This window comes from Stenotrophomonas sp. GD03680, assembly GCF_029844625.1.
GTDB lineage: Bacteria > Pseudomonadota > Gammaproteobacteria > Xanthomonadales > Xanthomonadaceae > Stenotrophomonas > Stenotrophomonas maltophilia_P.
Map to the genome: position 1 here is coordinate 376,313 of NZ_JAOCKC010000004.1, position 19,475 is coordinate 395,787.

20 protein-coding genes are annotated in these 19,475 nt (G+C 67.6%); 2 read left to right on the top strand and 18 right to left on the bottom strand.

Annotated elements, in window-relative coordinates; genetic code table 11:
- Positions 1 to 15: 15 nt before the first annotated feature.
- From N5J29_RS08075 to rlmD, 9 genes are all read right to left on the bottom strand, one after another.
- Positions 16 to 288 carry a hypothetical protein gene (locus tag N5J29_RS08075; RefSeq protein WP_053519542.1) on the bottom strand — a complete coding sequence of 91 codons (273 nt, stop codon included), beginning with the start codon at positions 286 to 288 and terminating at the stop codon, positions 16 to 18.
- A gap of 178 nt (positions 289 to 466) precedes the next feature.
- The gene (locus N5J29_RS08080) at positions 467 to 1,735 is read right to left on the bottom strand and encodes an NAD(P)/FAD-dependent oxidoreductase (RefSeq protein WP_164153133.1); all 1,269 of its coding nucleotides are present in this window, start codon (positions 1,733 to 1,735) and stop codon (positions 467 to 469) included.
- 221 nt (positions 1,736 to 1,956) lie between these two features.
- Positions 1,957 to 2,163: a cold-shock protein gene (locus N5J29_RS08085; protein WP_005410590.1), complete on the bottom strand. Its 207-nt coding sequence runs from the start codon at positions 2,161 to 2,163 to the stop codon at positions 1,957 to 1,959.
- Positions 2,164 to 2,251: 88 nt separating this feature from the next.
- Positions 2,252 to 2,998 carry an S-methyl-5'-thioinosine phosphorylase gene (locus tag N5J29_RS08090; RefSeq protein ID WP_053520226.1) on the bottom strand — a complete coding sequence of 249 codons (747 nt, stop codon included), beginning with the start codon at positions 2,996 to 2,998 and terminating at the stop codon, positions 2,252 to 2,254.
- 82 nt (positions 2,999 to 3,080) lie between these two features.
- A complete protein-coding gene (locus N5J29_RS08095) occupies positions 3,081 to 3,635 on the bottom strand; it encodes a hypoxanthine-guanine phosphoribosyltransferase (RefSeq protein WP_053520227.1) in 555 nt (184 codons plus the stop codon).
- The gene (gene nagZ / locus N5J29_RS08100; RefSeq protein ID WP_111186713.1) at positions 3,635 to 4,642 is read right to left on the bottom strand and encodes a beta-N-acetylhexosaminidase; all 1,008 of its coding nucleotides are present in this window, start codon (positions 4,640 to 4,642) and stop codon (positions 3,635 to 3,637) included. Before nagZ ends, N5J29_RS08095 begins: the two co-directional genes overlap by 1 nt.
- 102 nt (positions 4,643 to 4,744) lie before the next feature.
- Positions 4,745 to 5,437, bottom strand: coding sequence for a DsbA family oxidoreductase (locus N5J29_RS08105; protein ID WP_053520229.1), 693 nt, complete (start codon positions 5,435 to 5,437; stop codon positions 4,745 to 4,747).
- 47 nt (positions 5,438 to 5,484) lie between these two features.
- Positions 5,485 to 5,970 carry a CYTH domain-containing protein gene (locus N5J29_RS08110; RefSeq protein WP_053520230.1) on the bottom strand — a complete coding sequence of 162 codons (486 nt, stop codon included), beginning with the start codon at positions 5,968 to 5,970 and terminating at the stop codon, positions 5,485 to 5,487.
- Positions 5,971 to 6,003: 33 nt separating this feature from the next.
- Positions 6,004 to 7,338 carry a 23S rRNA (uracil(1939)-C(5))-methyltransferase RlmD gene (gene rlmD / locus N5J29_RS08115; RefSeq protein ID WP_053520231.1) on the bottom strand — a complete coding sequence of 445 codons (1,335 nt, stop codon included), beginning with the start codon at positions 7,336 to 7,338 and terminating at the stop codon, positions 6,004 to 6,006.
- A gap of 129 nt (positions 7,339 to 7,467) precedes the next feature.
- Here rlmD and N5J29_RS08120 point away from each other — a divergent pair, with 129 nt between their 5' ends.
- A complete protein-coding gene (locus N5J29_RS08120) occupies positions 7,468 to 8,196 on the top strand; it encodes a response regulator (RefSeq protein WP_053520232.1) in 729 nt (242 codons plus the stop codon).
- Between the two features lie 99 nt (positions 8,197 to 8,295).
- Here N5J29_RS08120 and recO read toward each other — a convergent pair whose 3' ends face one another.
- The 9 genes from recO to rpoE all read right to left on the bottom strand — a co-directional run bounded on the left by recO (position 8,296) and on the right by rpoE (position 16,843).
- Positions 8,296 to 9,015, bottom strand: a complete 720-nt coding sequence (gene recO, locus N5J29_RS08125; protein ID WP_164153114.1) for a DNA repair protein RecO — start codon at positions 9,013 to 9,015, stop codon at positions 8,296 to 8,298.
- A gap of 18 nt (positions 9,016 to 9,033) precedes the next feature.
- Positions 9,034 to 9,930, bottom strand: coding sequence for a GTPase Era (gene era, locus N5J29_RS08130; RefSeq protein ID WP_053520234.1), 897 nt, complete (start codon positions 9,928 to 9,930; stop codon positions 9,034 to 9,036).
- The gene (gene rnc / locus N5J29_RS08135; RefSeq protein ID WP_164153113.1) at positions 9,927 to 10,607 is read right to left on the bottom strand and encodes a ribonuclease III; all 681 of its coding nucleotides are present in this window, start codon (positions 10,605 to 10,607) and stop codon (positions 9,927 to 9,929) included. Before rnc ends, era begins: the two co-directional genes overlap by 4 nt.
- Entirely contained in the window at positions 10,597 to 10,980 is a 384-nt protein-coding gene (locus N5J29_RS08140; RefSeq protein WP_053520236.1) for a DUF4845 domain-containing protein, read from the bottom strand. The genes rnc and N5J29_RS08140 overlap by 11 nt, the downstream gene beginning before the upstream one ends.
- Positions 10,981 to 11,017: 37 nt before the next feature.
- On the bottom strand, positions 11,018 to 11,812 hold the full coding sequence (gene lepB / locus N5J29_RS08145) for a signal peptidase I (protein WP_053520237.1): 795 nt from the start codon (positions 11,810 to 11,812) through the stop codon (positions 11,018 to 11,020).
- Positions 11,813 to 11,866: 54 nt separating this feature from the next.
- Positions 11,867 to 13,660: a translation elongation factor 4 gene (gene lepA / locus N5J29_RS08150; protein ID WP_065174904.1), complete on the bottom strand. Its 1,794-nt coding sequence runs from the start codon at positions 13,658 to 13,660 to the stop codon at positions 11,867 to 11,869.
- A 173-nt stretch (positions 13,661 to 13,833) separates the two neighbouring features.
- On the bottom strand, positions 13,834 to 15,366 hold the full coding sequence (locus N5J29_RS08155; protein WP_065181807.1) for a DegQ family serine endoprotease: 1,533 nt from the start codon (positions 15,364 to 15,366) through the stop codon (positions 13,834 to 13,836).
- Positions 15,367 to 15,440: 74 nt separating this feature from the next.
- Positions 15,441 to 16,226, bottom strand: coding sequence for a sigma-E factor negative regulatory protein (locus N5J29_RS08160; RefSeq protein ID WP_164153112.1), 786 nt, complete (start codon positions 16,224 to 16,226; stop codon positions 15,441 to 15,443).
- Positions 16,223 to 16,843, bottom strand: coding sequence for an RNA polymerase sigma factor RpoE (rpoE, locus tag N5J29_RS08165; RefSeq protein WP_164153111.1), 621 nt, complete (start codon positions 16,841 to 16,843; stop codon positions 16,223 to 16,225). The genes N5J29_RS08160 and rpoE overlap by 4 nt, the downstream gene beginning before the upstream one ends.
- A 235-nt stretch (positions 16,844 to 17,078) precedes the next feature.
- Between rpoE and N5J29_RS08170 the strand changes: the two genes are divergently transcribed.
- Complete coding sequence (locus N5J29_RS08170; RefSeq protein ID WP_053520399.1) at positions 17,079 to 19,142, top strand: 3-hydroxyacyl-CoA dehydrogenase NAD-binding domain-containing protein; 2,064 nt, start codon at positions 17,079 to 17,081, stop codon at positions 19,140 to 19,142.
- Positions 19,143 to 19,475 lie beyond the last annotated feature (333 nt).

Below are 19,475 nucleotides of genomic sequence, written 5' to 3' on the forward strand. Positions count from 1 at the left end.
CAGCGGGCGCGACAGTCAGGCCGGCCGGACGCCCGCCAGCGCCGGCATCAGATGGAAATCGGGCGTGTCGTTGCTCTGCCGGCGCGGCAGTGCCTGGACGGCCGACAGCATTTCCTGCGCGCAGGCGCGGATGTGCGTGTGGTGTTCCGGCAGCGCATGACTGATCAGGCTGCCCACATGGAACTCGAACACATCCTCCAGAACGTCGGGCTGGTCCTCGTGCAGCATCTGCAGCAATCCCCGCAGCTTGCAGATTTCCGATTCCAGCTCTTCGACCGCGAACAACATGGCGTCCTCCTCGTGAACTCGCAGCACATCCGGGCCGCAGCAGGCCGCGACGGCGGCGCCACCCGGGCCACGCGATGTTCGAATCACGGAGAGGAAAACGGGCGACGCAGCTGTGGCGTGCTTCACTCTTGTCGCACAGACGCAGTGAGGTAACCGTTAATTCACGTGATGATGTGATTCACGCAGCCGCCGTGGCAGCCTGCGTGGCACGCGCAACGGGCGGCCGGGCCAGGGCTTCGAGGAAGGCTGGATCCAGAGCAAGCGAACCGAACCAGCCGTGCTGGGTTCCACTGAGCACCCGCAGCATGTGCCCGCGTCCCCCCGGCAGCCGCCCCATCGGGCCAAGCAGCGCGTCGCGCGCCTTGGCCCACGCATCGCGATCGGACTGGAACAGCGGCGTCAGCCAGCGGCTCCAGCGCTGGTACACCGCCACATGCGCACGTCGCTGCGCCTGGTAAGCCTGCAGTGCCGTCTCACCAGCGCCATGCACACGCAGCGCGTCTCGCAGCGCCAGCGCATCGAGCAGCGCCATGTTCACCCCCTGCCCCAGCTGCGGGCTCATCGCGTGCGCTGCATCGCCGACCAGGACCATGCGCCCCTGATGCCAACGGGTCATCACCGCATCGCGGTAAACCGCCCGGGACAGCTGTCCGGCATCGTGCAGGTGATCGAAGCGTGCGCTGGCCTCGGGCCAGAGCGCATGCAGTTCCTGCAGCCACGGTTGCATGCCTTCATCTTCCCAACGCGCGAAGTCGGCGCGTGGCAGGCTCCAGAAAAAACTCAGGCGCGGGGTGTCATCACCCGGACGCGTGCCCACCGGCAACAGGCCGATCATCTTGCGCGCGGCGACGTAGCGTTGGCGCAGCTGCTGCACGTGCGGCCACTCTCCGGCCGGCAGCAGGCACCACAATGCGCCCCACGGATAGACGCGGTCGAGGCCAGCGCCGCCGGCAATGGTCGCGCGCAGGGACGACGCTGCGCCGTCGGCCGCCACTACCAGGTCAAACGGGCCATGGGTGCGGCCTTCGTTGTCGCGCAGTTGCCCCCGCGCGGTATCGACCGCGTCGATGGTGGTCCCCGCATGCAGTTGGCCGGCGCCATCGCGGGCCTGGTCCAGCAGCGAGAACAGGGCGCCGCGCTGCATGCCCAGACCGTGCAGGCGGACATCGAGGCCGCCATAGCCCATGTCCATCACCGCACGTCCGCACGGCGTGTCGCCATAAAGCCGATGCACCGGCGCGGCATGCGCGCGCACGGCCTCCAGCAGTCCCATCTGCCACAGCACCTGCAGGCCGCTGGGCTGCAACAGGAAACCGGCGCCGACCGGCCCAGGGGTCGGCACGCGCTCGAAGATCTCAACGTCGTGCCCGTCGCGGGTCAGCAGGATGGCCATCGCCTGGCCAGCGGTGCCGTATCCAATCACGGCAATGCGAAGTCGTTCCGTCATCCGCACATTGTGCCCCAGCCGGATCCGGATCGTTCTCCAAGCCGCGCGCGGGCGGGCCGCCCTGCCGGCGAATGTCCCCCGGCGCCGGCCTTCGACCGTCGCCTCCTCCTTTACTTCGCCGGCAGGGCGGCCCGCCCGCGCGCGGCTTGGGTTCGGTCCCATGCGATGGGCGCAAAAAAAAACCCCGCCGGAGCGGGGTTCTCAACGCACTGTCGAGTGGATCACTCGGCCGGCGTGATGTTCGAAGCCTGGGCACCCTTCGGGCCCTGGGTCACGTCATAGGTGACACGCTGGCCTTCCTGCAGGCTGCGGAAGCCCTTGGAGTTGATGGCGGAGAAGTGCGCGAACACGTCGGCGCTGCCATCCTCCGGCGAGATGAAGCCAAATCCCTTGGCGTCGTTGAACCACTTGACGGTACCGTTCGGCATGGTGATGCGAGACCTTATGCAATGAATGGGTGGTGTACGCTGAACCCGCGTACCGGCTGAGTATGCAAAGCTTGCTCGGCGAAGACAATCACCCCCGTGCCAATTCGCCGATCAGTTCCGGAAGTCCATTGCTCGCCGCCTGCACATTGGCCAGCACTTCGGCCATCGTGATCTCCTCGCCATCACCACAGCCCGCGGCCCAGTTCGCCACGATCGCCAGGCACGCGTAATCCAGTCCCAACTCCCGCGCCAGCGCGGCTTCGGGCATTCCGGTCATGCCCACCAGATCGCAGCCATCGCGCCGCATGCGGGCGATTTCCGCGATGGTTTCCAGCCTCGGCCCCTGCGTCGCACCGTAGCAGCCACCGTCATGGACCGTGACACCCGTCACTTTGGCCGCGGCCAGAATCTTGCTCCGCAGCATCGGCGTGTACGGGTGGCCGAAGTCCACATGCAGCACTTCGGTACCCTCTTCTTCACAGATCGTGCTGATCCGGCCCCAGGTGTAGTCGATGATCTGGTCCGGGCAGGCCAGCACGCGCGGCCCGACCTGCTCGGTGATGCCCCCGACGGTGTTCAGCGCCAGCACGCGCTGGGCGCCGATCTGCTGCAGCGCAGCCAGATTGGCGCGGTAGTTGATCTTGTGCGGCGGCAGCGAGTGGCCCTCGCCATGGCGCGCAAGGAACGCCACGCGGTTGCCCAGCAGCGTGCCCACGCGCACCGGGCCGGAGGGACGGCCGAAGCGGGTCTCGACCTCGTGGGTCTGCACATCGTCGAGCTTGGCCAGGTTGTAGACACCGGTACCGCCGATCACGGCCAGGGCGATCTGTTGCATCGAAAGCACTCCAGAGAAAGACGAACGCCGGCACCCGAGGATGCCGGCGGCGGCAAAGGACGGCCGCGGACGGCCGTGCCTGTTATTCCTTCATCGCGTAGATGGCCGGCACGCAGCGCAGGGTCTCGTTGACGTCCATGCCGAAACCGAACACGTAGCGGTCGGGCAGTTCGATACCGGCGTAGTCAGCTGTCACATCCGGCAGCCCGCGATCGTGCTTCTTCACCGTCATCGCTGCGATGCGCACGTCGGTCGCGCCCTGCTCCAGGCACCAGGTGCGCACGCCCTGCAGGGTGTAGCCCTCATCGAGGATGTCATCGACCAGCAGCACACGGCGGCCGAACAGCGCGGTGGCCGGCTTGTGCTTCCACACCAGGTCGCCGCCGGTGGTTTCACCGCGATAGCGGGTGGCGTGCAGGTAATCGAACTGCACGTCCTGGCCGCGCGCACCCAGCTCCAGCGCCAGCTGGCCGGCGAACGGCAGCGCACCGTGCATGATCGACAGGAACAGTGGCACCTCGCCCTTGTAATCGCGCGCGATGGCGTCGGCGATACCGGCGATGGCCTTGTCGATGGTGGGGCGGTCAACCAGCAGGTCGGCCTGGGCCAGGGCCTGGGAAATGGTGAGGTTCGGCATCAGACGGTTCTTCCAAGGGTTTCAAGCAGACGGGATTGAGTGTCGCCATGGCGGGCATCGGCCAGCAGGCCATCCCAGCCAAGCGCGCCGCGACCGAGCAGGCCAAGCAGCGCAGCGGTATTGAGGGAGCGTCCCTGCACCGCGTGCAGGGCTTCATCGACCAGCTCCGGATGGCAGACCAGCACGACGTCGCAGCCCGCATCCAGGTGCGCGTGCACGCGTGCCGCAACGCCACCGGCATGGTGCGAAGCGGCCATGCCGATGTCGTCGGAGAACACCACGCCGCGGAAGCCCAGCTCGCCACGCAGCACCTCCTGGATCCAGCGCGGCGAATAGCCGGCCGGTTCCGGCGCCACCTGCGGGTAGATCACGTGCGCCATCATCACGGCGTCGGCACCGGCGGCAACACCAGCCCGGAACGGCACCAGGTCCTGCGCGCGCAGTTCGTCCAGCGTCCGCGGATCGACCGCGGTATCGACATGGGTGTCTTCCAGCACGGTGCCATGGCCGGGAAAATGCTTGAGGGTGGCCGCCATGCCGGCCGCGTGCATGCCGCGTACGTAGGCCTCGGTGAACGCAGCCACGACCTGCGGGTCTTCACTGAAAGCGCGGTTGCCGATCGCAAGGTTGCCACGGCCCAGGTCGACCACCGGGGCAAAGCTCAGGTCCACGCCACTGGCGCGCACTTCGCTGGCCATCAGCCAGGCGTGCTGCTCGGCCAGCGCCAACGCGGCGCCGGGATCCTTCGCATAGCCGGCACCGATCTCCTGCAGCGGCGGCAGATCGCTGTAGCCCTTGCGGAAACGCTGCACGCGACCGCCTTCCTGGTCGACGCAGATCAGCTGCGGGCGCGGCGCGGCCTCGCGGATCGCGGCGCTGAGCTCGCTCACCTGCTGGCGGGAGGCGAAGTTGCGCGTGAACAGCACCACCCCGGCAACGGCATCGTGCTGCAGCCAGTCGCGTTCCTGGGGGGTCAGTTCAGTGCCGGCAACGCCGATCAGCAGCATGGTCGTTCTCCACAACGGGCGCCCGCATGGCGCAGTGCCGCATTGTCGCAGAACCGGCCGTTGGACGCAGGTGGGGGCGTCCATCGCGCGCCCCTCGAAGGATCAGACCCTGCAGCCGTCCGCACCACAGGCGTCGTCGCCGCTGCGTCCGGTTGCCGTGCCCTGCTCCGCCGCGATCTGCCGCAGCGCCTGGGCGAAGGCTTCCGGAGGCTGGGCGCCGGAGATCGCCCAGCGGCCGTCGATGACGAAGGTCGGCACCGAGGAAACACCCAGCGCACGGGCCTGGTCCAGTCCCGCTTCGACCTCGGCCAGGCCGCGTGAGGAGGCCAGCATCTGGGCGATCTCTGCCGCATCCAGTCCGCCTGCCACACCGGCCCGGGTCAGCACCTCTGTGTCCGCCAGATTCTGGCCGTGCTCGAAATGGGCGCGGAACAGCGCCTCTCCGACCGCGTCCTGCACACCGTGCTGGCCGGCCAGCCACAGCAGCCGGTGCGCTGGCAGGGTGGTCACCCGCACCTGGCCCTGGCTGAAGTCCATGGGCAGGCCTTCGCCACGGGCGGTGGCCTGGGTCTGGCCGAGAATCTGCTCTGTGCGCTCGACACCGCCGAACTTGCGCGCATACGCCTCGCGCAGCGGCACCGGCGTGGTGCCCGCATCCGGGTCCAGCTGGAACGGCTGCCAGTGGATGTCGAGTACTGGGGCATCGGCCCCCAGCAACTGCACCCCCTGCTGGAAACGGTGCTTGCCGATCCAGCACCAGGGACAGACCACGTCGGAGTAGATGTCGATTCTCATCCCACCGACATGGGGTCCGGGCGCCCCGAAAAAAGGGGGAACGCCTTTCACCAGCGTGAATAGGGATGACTGGCCAGTGCGACGTTGTAGTAGCGCGGGTCGTCGGTGACCTCCGCGCCGGCCCAGTCCGGCAGGACGATGGCCTGCCCTGCGCTTTCCAGCTCGACTTCGGCCACCACCAGGCCGGCGTTGTCACCCAGGAACTCATCCACTTCCCAGGTCAGGCCGGCATGCTCGACCAGGTGGCGACGCTTGTCGATCAGGCCCCCCACGCACAGCGCCAGCAGCGCGCGCGCATCCTCCACCGGAATCGGGTAATCAAACTCCTGGCGGGTATGGCCGATCGTGCGCGACTTCAGGTTCAGCGCGGCGTGCTCACCTTCGATGCGCACCCGCACGGACGCGTTCTGGCGACCGCTGTCGAGCGCGCCCAGATCGTTGATGTAGCCCTGCGCCATCGGAATCACCCGGTGTGCGGCCGCACGCCAGCCGTCGCTGCTGACGAGGAATTTGCGTTCGATCTCGATGCCCATCGCGCCATTATGCGCGATGGGCATGACAGCGGGTCAGCGCTTTTCGAACACCGCGATGCTTTCCACGTGCGCGGTGTGCGGGAACATGTCCATGGCGCCGGCACTGACCAGGGTGAAGCCCTGCTCGTTCACCAGGTAGCCCGCGTCCCGGGCCAGCGATCCCGGATGGCAGCTGACGTACACGATGCGCTTGAACTGCTTCAACGGCAGCTGCTGCAGCACCTCGATCGCGCCCGAGCGCGGCGGGTCCAGCAACAGCTTGTCGAAGCCCTGGCGCATCCACGGCGTGGCGCGCTGGTCCTGGGTCAGGTCGGCGCTGTAGAACTGGGCGTTGCCCAGCCCGTTGCGCTCGGCGTTCTCACGTGCGCGGGCAACGAGGCCCGCGTCGCCTTCCACGCCCACCACCTCGCGCACGCGGCGCGCCAGCGGCAGGGTGAAGTTGCCCAGCCCGCAGAACAGGTCCAGCACGCGCTCGTCCTCACCCGGCTCCAGCAGATCCAGGGTGTGAGCGATCATCTTCTCGTTGAGCTTGGCATTGACCTGGATGAAATCCAGTGGCCGGAACGCCAGTTCGACATCCCACGGCGCCAGCCGGAACGACAGCGGCACGCCCTGCCCGTCCAGCGGATGGACAGTGTCCACGCCACCGGGTTGCAGGTAGATGGCGAATCCGTGCTGCTGGCCGAAGCTGGCCCATGCGGCGCGGTCGGCATCACTGAGCGGCTGCAGATGGCGCACGGTCAGCGCGATGGCCTGGTCACCGCCGATGAACTCGATCTGCGGGATGTCGCGCTTGCCGTCGAGCGACTCGATGAAGGTCGACAGCGCCTGCACCTTGGTGCCCACTTCGGGGATCACGGTCAGGCACTGGCTGAGATCGGCGACGAAGCGCGGGTCCTGTTCACGGAAGCCGACCAGGGTCTTGTCCTTCTTCTCGACGCGGCGCACCGAGAAGCGCCCCTTGCGGCGGTAACCCCAGCTGTCGCCGACCAGCGGTGGCAGCACGCGGCCCGGCTTCACGTGACCGATGCGTTCCAGGTTGTCCATCAGCACGCGCTGCTTGGCAACGATCTGCTGGTCTTCATCCAGATGCTGCAGCACGCAGCCGGCGCAGGTGCCGAAATGCGGGCACTTCGGCGTCACCCGCTGTGGCGAGGCCTGCAGCACTTCCACGGTGCGTGCTTCGTCGAAATGGCGGCTGCGGGCGGTCTGTTCAGCCATGACCACCTCGCCCGGCAGAGCGCCGCTGATGAAGGTGACCTTGCCACCTTCGCCTTCACGGCGGGCGACGCCGCGACCATCATGGCTGAGGTCGAGGATCTCGGTCTGGAACGGGGTACGGTCGATGCGGGAGCGGGATCGGGCCACGTGGCAACAGGCTGCGGGCGAAAATGGGCGCGTATTGTCGCAGATCCTGACCGGCGGGGCCTGCCGCCGCTTGCGCCAGCCGCCGCCGTGCTTGATGATGTCAACCAGCTGACATGGAGGCAGCCCCTGATGCAGATGACCCCGCGGGCCGGTCGGCCCCGCTTCCTGCTTGTCGAGGACGACATCATCAGCCGCGGGTTTTTCAAGGCGGCGTTGGAAACCCTGCCGGCGGACGTCGATACCGCGGACTCCCTTGCCAGTGCCCTGGCAAGCGCCGAGCCCGGGGCTCACGACCTGTGGCTGATCGACGTCAACCTGCCTGACGGCAATGGCGCGCAGCTGCTGCGCGAACTGCGCCGTTCGCATCCGGACACGCCTGCCTTGGCGCATACCGCCGACGGCGACACGTCCATCCATGCGCGCCTGCGTGAGGCCGGTTTCAGCGACACCCTGGTCAAACCGCTCGGCCGCGACCAGTTGCTGAAGGCGGTCCGCCGCGCCCTGGTCAACTCGCCGGCCGGCATCGCCGTCGCTCCGGCCCCCGCTGCGATCGAGCTGAACGGGCAGGACTGGGACGAGACCGCCGCTCTGGCCGCTCTCAATGGCCAGCGCAACCACCTGATCGCCCTGCGCGAGCTGTTCCTTGCGGAACTGCCGGGCGTCCGCGATGCGGTCGAGCAGGCCGTGGACCAGCATGATGAACGCCAGCTGCGCAGCCAGCTGCACCGGCTGCAGGCAAGCTGCGGCTTCGTCGGTGCAGCACGGCTGGGCCGCGCGGTGCGCCAGCTGCACCACATGCCGGAGTCGGACCTGGCACAAGCGGGCTTCCGCGCCGCGGTAGCGGCACTGCTGCACTGAGGGTTGCCCGGCACGGGTGCGCCCTGCCCCGTCGGATATCGAAATCAATCCGGGGTCAGATCCCTTTCCCTGCGGAAGACGGATCTGCTCCCCGTCCGCCTACCGCCGGGGGGCCAACTGCTCCAGCAGCTCCCAGGACTTCAGCCCCCGTGGCCCCAGGTGGTGCGCCAGCACCCGCCGCATGGGCAGCCGCAGGCTCGCCAGATCGGCAGGCCCCGGCTCCTCGTCGGCCGCCAGCGCCAACAGCGCCGAACCGGTGGCCGCCGCACTGCGCTCTCCACCGCGCTCGCTGAGCAGCCGTTGCGGCCCTTCCTGCGGATCCAGCGCATAACGCGCTGCCGGATCGATCGGCTGACCATCGCTGGCGCTTTCCAGATCGAAACCGAGCCCCAGTGCGGCAAGCAGCTCGCGCTCGAAGCGGCGCAGCGTCCAGGCCAGTCCGGCGCCCACTGCCAGCCGCGCGCGTGCCTCGCCGTACGCCAGATACACCTCCGGCAACGGATCCTGGCGTGGCGCCAGCCGCAGCGTCAGTTCACTCAGGTAGAAGCCGGCCAGCATGGACTGGCCGACCAGCCGCGGCGCCGCGTCCAGCGCTTCGGCGGCACGCAGCTGCGCCAGTTCGCCGCGCTGCTGTGCGCTGAAGCGGATCCACTGCAGCGGCTGCAGGGCCGCGCGCAACACCTGGCCCTTGGCCGTGGACACGCCGCGCGCAAGCAGGCCGATCCGGCCATGCTCCGCGCTCAGCACCTCCACCAGCAGGCTGGTTTCGCGATAGGCCCGTGCATGCAGCACGAACCCCGTGTCGTCCTCGATGATCACCGAAGCGATCGCCGTGGCTTACTCGTAACCGAAGGCCTTCAGCGCGGCCTCGTCGTCGGACCAGCCTTCACGTACGCGCACCCAGGTTTCCAGGAACACCTTGGCACCGAACAGACGCTCCATCTGCAGGCGCGACTTGGCCCCGATCTCCTTCAGGCGCGCGCCCCCCTTGCCGATCACGATGGCCTTCTGGCCTTCCCGCTCGACCCAGATCACCGCGCCGATGCGCAGAAGATTGCCATCCTCGGTGAAGCGCTCGATCTCCACGGTGGTGGCATAGGGCAGCTCCTCGCCAAGCTGGCGCATCAGCTGCTCACGTACCAGTTCACCGGCAAGGAAACGTTGGCTGCGGTCGGTGATCTCGTCCTCGCCGAACATCGGCGGGGCTTCCGGCAGCAGCTCCAGCACGTCACGCACCAGGGCGTCCAGGCCGTTGCGCTTCTGCGCCGAGATCGGATGCACGGCGGCGAAATCACGGCCGGCGGTCACCTCCTGCAGGAACGGCAGCAGCGCGCCCTTGTCCTTCAGGCGATCGATCTTGTTGACCACCAGCACCACCGGGATGCCGGCATCGCGCAGCACGTTGAAGGCCAGGCTGTCTTCGTCATCCCAGCGCCCGGCCTCGATCACCAGCAGGCCTGCATCCACGCCTTCCAGCGAGCCGCGCGCGGCGCGGTTCATCACCCGGTTCATCGCCCGCTTCTGCACCTTGTGCAGGCCCGGGGTATCGACCAGCACCAGCTGGCCTTCCGGATAGGTGGCGATGCCGAGCAGGCGGTGGCGGGTGGTCTGCGGCCGGTTGGAGACGATGCTGACCTTGGCCCCGACCAGGGCATTGGTCAGGGTCGACTTGCCGACGTTCGGGCGGCCGATGACGGCCACGCTGCCGCAATGATGGGAAGTTTGTTCGCTCACTTGGAATCCAGTTGTTCTAGGACGGCTGCAGCCGCCTGTTGTTCGGCAAGCCGCCGCGAGGCGCCTTCGCCCTCGGTGCTGGCGGCCGGGTCGGCCACGTTGCAGCGTACCCGGAAATGTTTGGCGTGGTCGTCACCGGATTCTGACACCAGTTCGTACTGGGGCAACGCCTTCTGCCGGGCCTGCAGCCATTCCTGCAGGCGGGTCTTGGGGTCCTTCTCGGGGCGGCCGGTGGCCGGCAGCGCCTCCATCGAGGCCATGAACCAGGGCAGCACGGTCTCCCGGCACGCGTCAAAACCGGCGTCCAGGTAGATCGCGGCCACCACCGCCTCCAGTGCATCGGCCAGGATCGAGTCGCGGCGGTGCCCGCCCGACTTCATCTCGCCCGCGCCCAGGATCAGCCGTTCGCCCAGCTGCAGGGTACGGGCGATCACTGCCAGCGCCCCTTCACGCACCAGCTCGGCGCGGGCGCGGGTCAGTGCGCCCTCGTCGGCCTTGGGCCAGCGCTGGTACAGCGCCTCGGCGACCATCATGTTGACGATGCTGTCGCCGAGGAATTCCAGGCGCTCGTTATGCGGCACGCCGGCACTGCGATGGGTCAGCGCCTGCTTGAGCAGCGCCGGGTCGCGGAAGGCATGGCCGATCAGGTCGCCACGTTGGATGAATTTACTGGGCACCGCTTCGGGTCAGGTCCTGGGAAGAATCGAATTTGCCAACCACATCGAGGTTGCCGATCAACGGGCGACGCACTTCGTAGTTGACCTTGAGGGTCCAGCCATTGTCGCGGCGATCGAACTTGACGTTGCCCGGCTTCACGTTGTCCGAGTAGTTGATGTACAGCCGCTTGAAGAACAGATCCTGGATCCGCGCCGGCTCCATGCTGGCCACGCCCGGCTGGCTGGCCAGGCTCTTCATCGCCGAGCGTACCGCGTAATACTCCTGGTACATCGGGAACAGCTTCATGCCGATGTAGATGAAGAAGCCAACCACGACCAGGACCACCAGGAACGAGGTCAGGGTGATGCCGCGCTGCGTGTTCATCGTCTTCATTGCGTTCTCCCCAGATACGCGTTGGATGTGAAAATACTCAGTTGATGCCCGAGCCGATCCGCGACGGCTCGAAACCGTCCTTGCAGAACCAGCCCTGGCAGTTCAGCCAGATCAGGAATGCCTTGCCCCGCAGGTTCTCTTCCGGCAGCAGCCCCCAGAAGCGTCCATCATCGCTGTTGTCACGGTTGTCGCCCATCACCAGGTACTTGCCGGCCGGCACCGTCCACTGGCCCTGGCCACGCGGATAGTCGGTCTCCAGCACGGTATGGGTGCGGCCCGGGAGATGCTCGACCAGCAGGTTGGCGCCCTCGCCCTGGCCCTTGTGGCCGGCGTAGATGCCCTTGTTGTCGTACTTCACCGGCTCGCCGTTCAGCACCAGGCTGTCGCCCTCGAACACCACGGTGTCACCCGGCACGCCGATCACGCGCTTGATGAAGTTCTCGCCCTTGGCCGGGTCGTTGTCGCCGTGGCCCGGGAAGTGGAACACCACCACATCGCCGCGCGCGGGATCACCCACCGGCACGAAGCGGGTATTGGTGATCGGCAGGCGCAGGCCATAGGCGAACTTGTTGACCAGGATGAAATCACCGATCAGCAGGTTCGGCATCATCGAGCTGGACGGGATCTTGTACGGCTCGGCGATGAAGCTGCGCACGACCAGCACGATCGCCAGCACCGGGAAGAATGCACGCGAGTAATCCACCAGCACCGGCTCGGTGTCGAGCAGGCCTGCACGCTGGGCGCGGCGCCTGGCGAAGTACAGCTTGTCCGCAAGCAGGATCAGGCCCGAGGCCAGGGTCAGCACGACCAGGAGGATCTCAAACAGTTTCATTCAGGGTCCTTTGCAACGTCACCGGACGACCGGCCCCGGAGGGCCGGTGCGCGCTTACTTGTTGTCCATCTGCAGCACGGCCAGGAACGCTTCCTGCGGGATTTCCACGCGGCCGACCTGCTTCATGCGCTTCTTGCCTTCCTTCTGCTTTTCCAGAAGCTTCTTCTTGCGCGAAACGTCGCCACCATAGCACTTGGCCAGCACGTTCTTGCGCATGGCCTTGACCGTGGTACGGGCGATGATCTGCGAGCCGACAGCCGCCTGGATCGCCACGTCGAACATCTGCCGCGGGATCAGGTCCTTCATCTTCTCGCACAGCTCGCGGCCGCGGCGGTCGGCATGGCTGCGGTGGACGATCAGCGACAGCGCATCGACCTTGTCGCCATTGATCAGCACGTCCACGCGCACGAACGGGCCGGCATCGAAGCGCACGAAGTGATAGTCCAGCGACGCGTAGCCGCGGCTGACCGACTTCAGCTTGTCGAAGAAGTCCAGCACCACTTCGGCCATCGGCAGCTCGTAGCTGATCTGCACCTGGCTGCCCAGGTAGTTGATGCCGATCTGGCTGCCGCGCTTTTCCTCGCACAGCTTGATGATGTTGCCGATGTACTCCTCGGGGGTGAGTACGTTGGCACGGATGATCGGCTCGCGGATCTCCTGGACCTGGTTCACCGCCGGCAGCTTGGCCGGGTTGTCCATGTTGATGATCGAGCCATCGGTCTTCAGGACCTCGTACACCACCGTCGGCGCGGTGCTGATCAGGTCCAGGTTGTATTCGCGCTCCAGCCGTTCCTGCACGATCTCCATGTGCAGCATGCCGAGGAAGCCGCAGCGGAAACCGAAGCCCATCGCCTCCGAGCTTTCCGGCTCGAAGCGCAGCGCGGCATCGTTCAGGCGCAGCTTGTCCAGCGCCTCGCGCAGGTCCGGATAGTCCTCGGCGTCGACCGGGAACAGGCCGGCGAACACGCGCGGCTGCATTTCCTGGAAGCCCGGCAGCGGCTTCGGTGCCGGATCACCGGCCAGGGTCAGGGTGTCGCCCACCGGCGCACCATGCACGTCCTTGATGCTGGCCGTGACCCAACCCACCTCACCCGCGCGCAGCGCCGGCAACACCTTGCGCTTGGGGGTGAACACGCCGACGTTGTCGACCTGGTGGTTGCGGCCGGTGGACATCACCTGCAGCTTGTCGCCGGCCTTGATCTCGCCCTGCATGACGCGCACCAGCGAGACCACGCCGAGGTAGTTGTCGAACCAGGAGTCGATGATCAGCGCCTGCAGCTTGTCGGTATCGCGCGGCTGCGGCGGCGGAATGCGGTGGACGATGGCCTCCAGCACGTCCTGCACGTTCAGGCCGGTCTTGGCGCTGACCGGCACGGCGTCGCTGGCGTCGATGCCGATCACGGCCTCGATCTCGGCCTTGGCGCGCTCGATGTCGGCCGTAGGCAGGTCGATCTTGTTGATCACCGGCACCACTTCCAGACCCTGCTCCACCGCGGTGTAGCAGTTCGCCACCGACTGCGCTTCCACGCCCTGGGCAGCATCGACCACCAGCAGCGCACCTTCACAGGCGGCCAGCGAGCGGCTGACTTCATACGAGAAATCGACGTGGCCCGGGGTGTCGATGAAGTTCAGATGATAGGTCTGCCCGTCCTTGGCCAGGTACGGCAGCGATACCGACTGCGCCTTGATGGTGATGCCACGCTCGCGCTCGATCGGGTTGGAGTCGAGTACCTGCGCTTCCATCTCGCGGGCCTGCAGGCCACCACAAAGCTGGATGATGCGGTCGGCCAGCGTGGACTTGCCGTGGTCGACGTGGGCGATGATGGAGAAGTTGCGGATGTTCCGCATCGAATCAGATGACATAGGTGGCGGCGGCGCGCGGCGTCGTCAGGGTAACGGTGGATTATCGCACGCCCGGGGCCCGGCCGCGAAAGGCGCCTCGCCGGGCCAGGGCCGGAACGACCGAAGCCCCGCCTGAGCGGGGCTTCGGGGGGCAGCGGCTGCCGGAGCAGCCCCGGTCCTTACTCGCCGGCCTTGACCGCCACGAAGGCGCTGTTGCCGTTGCCGGTGCGGACCAGCAGCATCACCACATCGCCCTTCTTGTAGCTGGACAGCGCGCGGTTCAGCGACTCCACGCCGCTCACCTGGGTGCTGGCCACCTGCAGGATCACCATGCCCGGGGACAGGCCGGCATCCCGGGCGCCCTGCCCCTTGACGCCGGTGATGCGCACGCCCTCGCCCGATTCCAGGCCCAGCTGCTTGCGCTGCGGCGCGGTCAGATCGCTGACGTCCAGGCCCAGCAGGGCATTGGCACCACTCTGCGGAGCGGCATCGGCCCTGGCGGTGGCGGGGCTGCGGGCGCTGGCCTGGTCATCCTCGGCCAGCGCGGTCAGGGTGGCGCTCAGGTCGCGCGGCTTGCCGTCACGGATCACGCCCAAGGTGACCCGGCTGCCCGGGGCCATGGCGCCGATCAGCGGCGGCAGATCGGACCAGCTGTTGACCGGTGCGCCGTTCACGGTGCGGATCACATCCCCCACCTTCACACCGGCGCGGGCGGCCGCCGAATCCGGCACGATCTGGTTGACCAGCGCACCCCGGCTGTCCGGCAGGCCCATGGCCTGCGCCTTCAGGCCGTCGATCTCCTGCACCACCGCGCCCAGCTGGCCGCGGGTGACCCGGCCGGTCTTCTTGATCTGTTCAACCGCGCTCATCGCCAGATCGATCGGAATCGCGAAGCTGATGCCCATGTAGCCACCGGACGCAGAGAAGATCTGCGAGTTGATGCCGACCACTTCGCCCCGGGTGTTCAGCAGCGGACCGCCGGAGTTGCCCTGGTTGATCGCCACGTCGGTCTGGATGAACGGCACGTAGCGCTGGTCCGGGCCGCCGGTGCTGCGGCCGAGGGCGCTGACCACGCCGGCGGTGACCGAGTGGTCAAGGCCGAACGGCGAGCCGATCGCGACAACCCACTGGCCCGGCTTCAGGCTGTTGGAATCGCCGACACGGACGGTCGGCAGGTTCCTGCCTTCGATCTTCAGCAGGGCGACGTCGTACTGCTGGTCGCTGCCCACCACCTTGGCGGTGAACTCACGGCGATCGCCCAGCTTGACCTTCACCTCGCTGGCGTCGGCTACCACGTGGTAGTTGGTCAGCACGTAGCCGTCGGGCGAAATGATGAAGCCCGACCCCATGCCGCGGCCCTTGATGCTGGGACCGCCGTCGGGGCCGCCCGGCCCCTGCCCCGGCATCGGGAAGTCCGGGCCGAAGAAGCGACGGAAGAACTCCGGCATGTCGTCGTCCCCCATCGGCCCACGCGCCTGGCGGTTGCTGCGGACGATGGTGGTGTCGACGTTGACCACGCCCGGGCCGACCTGCTCGACGAGGTTGGTGAAATCGGGCAGGCCGGTGACCAGCGGCTGCGCCGGAGCGCGCGGCGCGGCAGCGGCCGCGGCCGGCGCGGTCTGGGCAGCCGGGGACGGCGCCTGGGCACAGGCCACCAGCGGCAGGGTCAGGGCCAGCAGGCCGATGGCCTGCGTGCGGAATCGGGGAGTCATCGGACGGCAACCTCCGGATCGGATGGAAGGGAGAAGAAGGGCCCCGCGATCGGCGGGGCGTGGCGGCACCCGGCTCAGTCGCGCGGGCGGGGCGGCGGCGGCAGGTCGTCGTCCTGCAGGCGCGGCTCGAAGGGGTAGAACGTGGCGCTGTCGGCATGCGCCGGGAAGCTGGCGTTGAGCGCGCCCCCCGCGGCCGGAGCCAGGCTGGAGCGCGGCCACGGCCGGGCCTGCAGGCCGGCCACCTCGCCGAACGGCAGGTTGCGGGTGGCACTGGCGCTGGCGCGGCGTGCGTCCTGGCGACGGCTGGCGGCCAATGCGGCCGCCGGAACACTGGCCACCGCCACCACCGCCGGATCGACCGAGGCTTCGGTCACCGTCGCGGGCGATACCGGTGCCGGCGGCAGCTCGGCCTGGCTGGCCACCACCTGCGGTGCCAGCGGCTCTCCGGGAGGGGTCTCCTTCAGCTTCTCGCCGCCGATCAACAGGGCCACCGCAGCGACCGAGGCAGCCAATGCGGCACCGCCCCCCCAGGTACGCCAGCCACTGCGGCGCACCTGCCGGTCCTGAGGCCCGGACCGGGGCGTGGGTTCGGCGGCGATGGCAGAGGCAACCGCGGCGCTGAAGCCGGCGGGCGCAAGCACCGACGCCTGCCCGCGCATCACGTCGCCCAGCAGCTGCCAGCGCTCCTGGCAGCCGGCCAGTTCCGGGTCATGCTCCATGCGGCGCAGCAGGAAGCGGGCCTCGTCGGCCCCCAGCTCGCCATCGACCAGGGCCGACAGCTGTTCCCGATGGCGCTGGTCAAGCCGCAGCCCGGCCGGCGATTGATGATTCTGCGATTCGTTGAATGGATGACTGGTCATACGCGGCTCTTCTCGCGGGTGGCGCTGCCGATGTCCAGCAGCGGCCGGAGTTCGGTGTCGATCGCCTCGCGCGCCCGGAAGATCCGAGAGCGCACGGTGCCGATCGGGCACCCCATCTTCTGCGCGATTTCCTCGTAGCCCAGGCCTTCCACCTCGCGCAGGGTGATCGCCGACCGGAGTTCTTCCGGCAGCGCGTTGACGGCCTTCATCACTGTCTGTTCCAGCTCCTGGCGCATCAACTCGCGTTCGGGCGTGTCGGTGTCGCGCAGGCGCGTGCCGCTGTCGAACTGTTCGGCATCGCCGATGTCGATGTCATCGGTCGGCGGGCGTCGATTGTGTGAAGCCAGGTAGTTTTTGGCGGTGTTCACGGCGATCCGATGCAACCAGGTTGAGAACTGGGCATCGCCGCGGAAGCTTCCGATCGCGCGGTAGGCGCGTATGAAAGTGTCCTGGGCGACGTCCTGACATTCACTCCAGTCGGCGATGTAGCGACCGACCAGGGCCACGACCCGATGCTGGTACTTGCGCACCAGTACATCGAAAGCCGCGCTCTCGCCGCGCTGCACGCGCCGGACCAGTTCCAGATCCAGCTCCTGTGGTGTTTCAACCTCGGCCATGGGGGGCCGCACTCCTGTCAGCCCAACCGACGTCGGGCAATGAGACTGCCAATCCCGGGAAAAGTTCAGTCGCCGATCACCCGGCGCCGCACCAGCTTTTAACCACTGTTCCGTTAGCGTTCTGTTCCACGGCCATGGATCCGGAACCGCCACTCCCCTGCTATAGGGATTTGACGCGGGGGAAACAACCTCTGGATCATAGCCGCTTCTCCATACATAACCGGATGGAACGTCCATGCTCTCAGGCTTCGATGGTCTCCGCTTCAGCCACTGGCACCCCGAGATCCGCGACGACGGCGTGGTGGTCCTGTCCCTGGATCGTCAGGACAGCAGTGTCAACGCGATGTCGCAGGACGTGCTGCTGGAGCTGGGCGATCTGCTCGAACGCATCGCGCTGGATCCGCCGAAGGGCGTGGTGATCCAGTCCCTGAAGAAGGCCGGCTTCATCGCCGGCGCCGATCTGAAGGAATTCCAGGAGTTCGACCGGCGCGGCACCGTCAACGATGCCATCCGTCGCGGCCAATCCACCTACCAGAAGCTGGCGGAGCTGCCCTGCCCGACCGTTGCAGCCATCCATGGCCACTGCCTGGGTGGCGGCACCGAGCTGGCCCTGGCCTGCCGTTACCGCGTGGCCTCCAACGACAGCAGCACCCGCATCGGGCTGCCGGAAACCCAGTTGGGCATCTTCCCCGGCTGGGGTGGCAGCGCGCGCCTGCCGCAGCTGGTCGGCGCCCCGGCGGCGATGGACATGATGCTGACCGGCCGCACCCTCTCGGCCTCGGCCGCGCGTGGCATCGGCCTGGTCGACAAGGTGGTGGCACCGGCGGTGGTCCTCGACACCGCCGTCGCACTGGCGCTGGCCGGCACCACGCGGCCGTTCAAGCAGCGTGCGCTGGCATGGGCCAGCAACACCTGGCTGGCGCGCAAGGTACTGGCACCGCAGATGATCAAGCAGGTCGCGCGCAAGGCGAAGAAGGACCAGTACCCGGCGCCCTATGCACTGATCAGCACCTGGCAGCGCAGCGCCGGCAAGCCGGTGCAGGCCCGCCTGGATGCCGAACGCCGCGCGGTGGTCAAACTGGCCAGCACGCCGACCGCGCGCAATCTGATCCGCATCTTCTTCCTGACCGAGCGCCTGAAGGGTCTGGGCGGCGGCGATTCCGGCATCCGCCACGTGCACGTGGTCGGCGCCGGCGTGATGGGCGGTGACATCGCCGCGTGGGCGGCCTACAAGGGCTTTGAGGTCACCCTGCAGGATCGCGAGCAGCGCTTCATCGATCCGGCGATGGAACGCGCGCAGGCACTGTTCGCCAGGAAGGTGAAGGACGAGAGCAAGCGTCCGGCGGTGGCGGCGCGGCTGCGGGCGGATCTGGAGGGCAAAGGCGTGGCCGCCGCTGATCTGGTGATCGAGGCGATCATCGAGAACCCGGAGGCCAAGCGCGCGCTGTACCAGACGCTGGAGCCGGGCATGAAGGCCGATGCGCTGCTGACCACCAATACCTCGTCGATTCCGCTGGTGGAACTGCGCGACCACATCCAGCGCCCGGCGCAGTTCGCCGGCCTGCACTACTTCAATCCGGTGGCACAGATGCCGCTGGTGGAAATCATCCATCACGACGGCATGGCGCCGGAGACCGAGCGCCGCCTGGCAGCGTTCTGCAAGGCGCTGGGCAAGTTCCCGGTACCGGTGGCGGGCAGCCCGGGCTTCCTGGTCAACCGCGTGCTGTTCCCGTACATGCTGGAGGCGGCCACCGCCTATGCCGAAGGTATCCCGGGCCCGGTGATCGACAAGGCAGCGGTGAAGTTCGGCATGCCGATGGGCCCCATCGAGTTGATCGACACGGTCGGCCTGGATGTCGCCGCCGGCGTGGGCCGCGAGCTGGCGCCGTTCCTCGGCCTGCAGATTCCGGCGGCACTGCAGACGGTGGAAGCCGACAAGCGCGGCAAGAAGGATGGCCAGGGCATCTACACCTGGGAGAACGGCAAGCCGAAGAAGCCGGATGTCGCCAGCGACTACCAGGCCCCTGCGGACCTGGAAGATCGCCTGATCCTGCCGCTGCTCAACGAGGCCGTGGCCTGCCTGCACGAAGGCGTGGTGGCCGATGCGGACCTGCTGGATGCGGGCGTGATTTTCGGCACCGGATTCGCGCCGTTCCGCGGGGGTCCGATCCAGCACATCCGCGCGGTGGGTGCCGATGCGATCGTCGAGCGCCTGAAGGCGCTGCAGCAGCGTCACGGTGACCGCTTTGCCCCGCGCCCGGGCTGGGACAACCCTGCCTTGCGCGAACCGGTGGTGTGATGTGATCGGCCGGGCCTGCGGCCCGGCACCCGCAGAGGCAACGTCAAGTTCCACAGCAGAAGCCAGAGCCGGAGCAACAGCCGGCTCTGGCTTTTCTGTTTGTCGGGCGGGGCGGTGTCGGGTTGCGGGGTGTCCGCGGCATGGATGCCGCGGCCAAGCCCCCAGGGACGGGTTTACGGCGTCCCCGCAACCCGACACCGCCCCACCCCCGACAGTTTCCCGGTGACGGTGGTGAATCTCGATTCCGGTGTGGATCACTACGAACTGGTGGGTGTCGACCTTGGTCGCCATCAGGAGCGAAGCGACCGGCGTTTGATGTTGATTTTCTTTTTT

Bases quoted from the DNA above. Each gene is read 5' to 3' on its own strand.
- lepA (WP_065174904.1), bottom strand. From the start codon at position 13,660: ATGCGGAACATCCGCAACTTCTCCATCATCGCCCACGTCGACCACGGC.
- N5J29_RS08170 (WP_053520399.1), top strand. From the start codon at position 17,079: ATGCTCTCAGGCTTCGATGGTCTCCGCTTCAGCCACTGGCACCCCGAG.
- nagZ (WP_111186713.1), bottom strand. From the start codon at position 4,642: ATGCTGCTGATCGGCGTTGCCGGCACTGAACTGACCCCCCAGGAACGC.
- N5J29_RS08080 (WP_164153133.1), bottom strand. From the start codon at position 1,735: ATGACGGAACGACTTCGCATTGCCGTGATTGGATACGGCACCGCTGGC.
- N5J29_RS08120 (WP_053520232.1), top strand. From the start codon at position 7,468: ATGCAGATGACCCCGCGGGCCGGTCGGCCCCGCTTCCTGCTTGTCGAG.
- N5J29_RS08160 (WP_164153112.1), bottom strand. From the start codon at position 16,226: ATGACCAGTCATCCATTCAACGAATCGCAGAATCATCAATCGCCGGCC.
- N5J29_RS08155 (WP_065181807.1), bottom strand. From the start codon at position 15,366: ATGACTCCCCGATTCCGCACGCAGGCCATCGGCCTGCTGGCCCTGACC.
- N5J29_RS08140 (WP_053520236.1), bottom strand. From the start codon at position 10,980: ATGAAGACGATGAACACGCAGCGCGGCATCACCCTGACCTCGTTCCTG.
- N5J29_RS08095 (WP_053520227.1), bottom strand. From the start codon at position 3,635: ATGCCGAACCTCACCATTTCCCAGGCCCTGGCCCAGGCCGACCTGCTG.
- N5J29_RS08085 (WP_005410590.1), bottom strand. From the start codon at position 2,163: ATGCCGAACGGTACCGTCAAGTGGTTCAACGACGCCAAGGGATTTGGC.
- lepB (WP_053520237.1), bottom strand. From the start codon at position 11,812: ATGAAACTGTTTGAGATCCTCCTGGTCGTGCTGACCCTGGCCTCGGGC.
- N5J29_RS08105 (WP_053520229.1), bottom strand. From the start codon at position 5,437: ATGAGAATCGACATCTACTCCGACGTGGTCTGTCCCTGGTGCTGGATC.
- N5J29_RS08090 (WP_053520226.1), bottom strand. From the start codon at position 2,998: ATGCAACAGATCGCCCTGGCCGTGATCGGCGGTACCGGTGTCTACAAC.
- rpoE (WP_164153111.1), bottom strand. From the start codon at position 16,843: ATGGCCGAGGTTGAAACACCACAGGAGCTGGATCTGGAACTGGTCCGG.
- N5J29_RS08075 (WP_053519542.1), bottom strand. From the start codon at position 288: ATGTTGTTCGCGGTCGAAGAGCTGGAATCGGAAATCTGCAAGCTGCGG.
- N5J29_RS08110 (WP_053520230.1), bottom strand. From the start codon at position 5,970: ATGGGCATCGAGATCGAACGCAAATTCCTCGTCAGCAGCGACGGCTGG.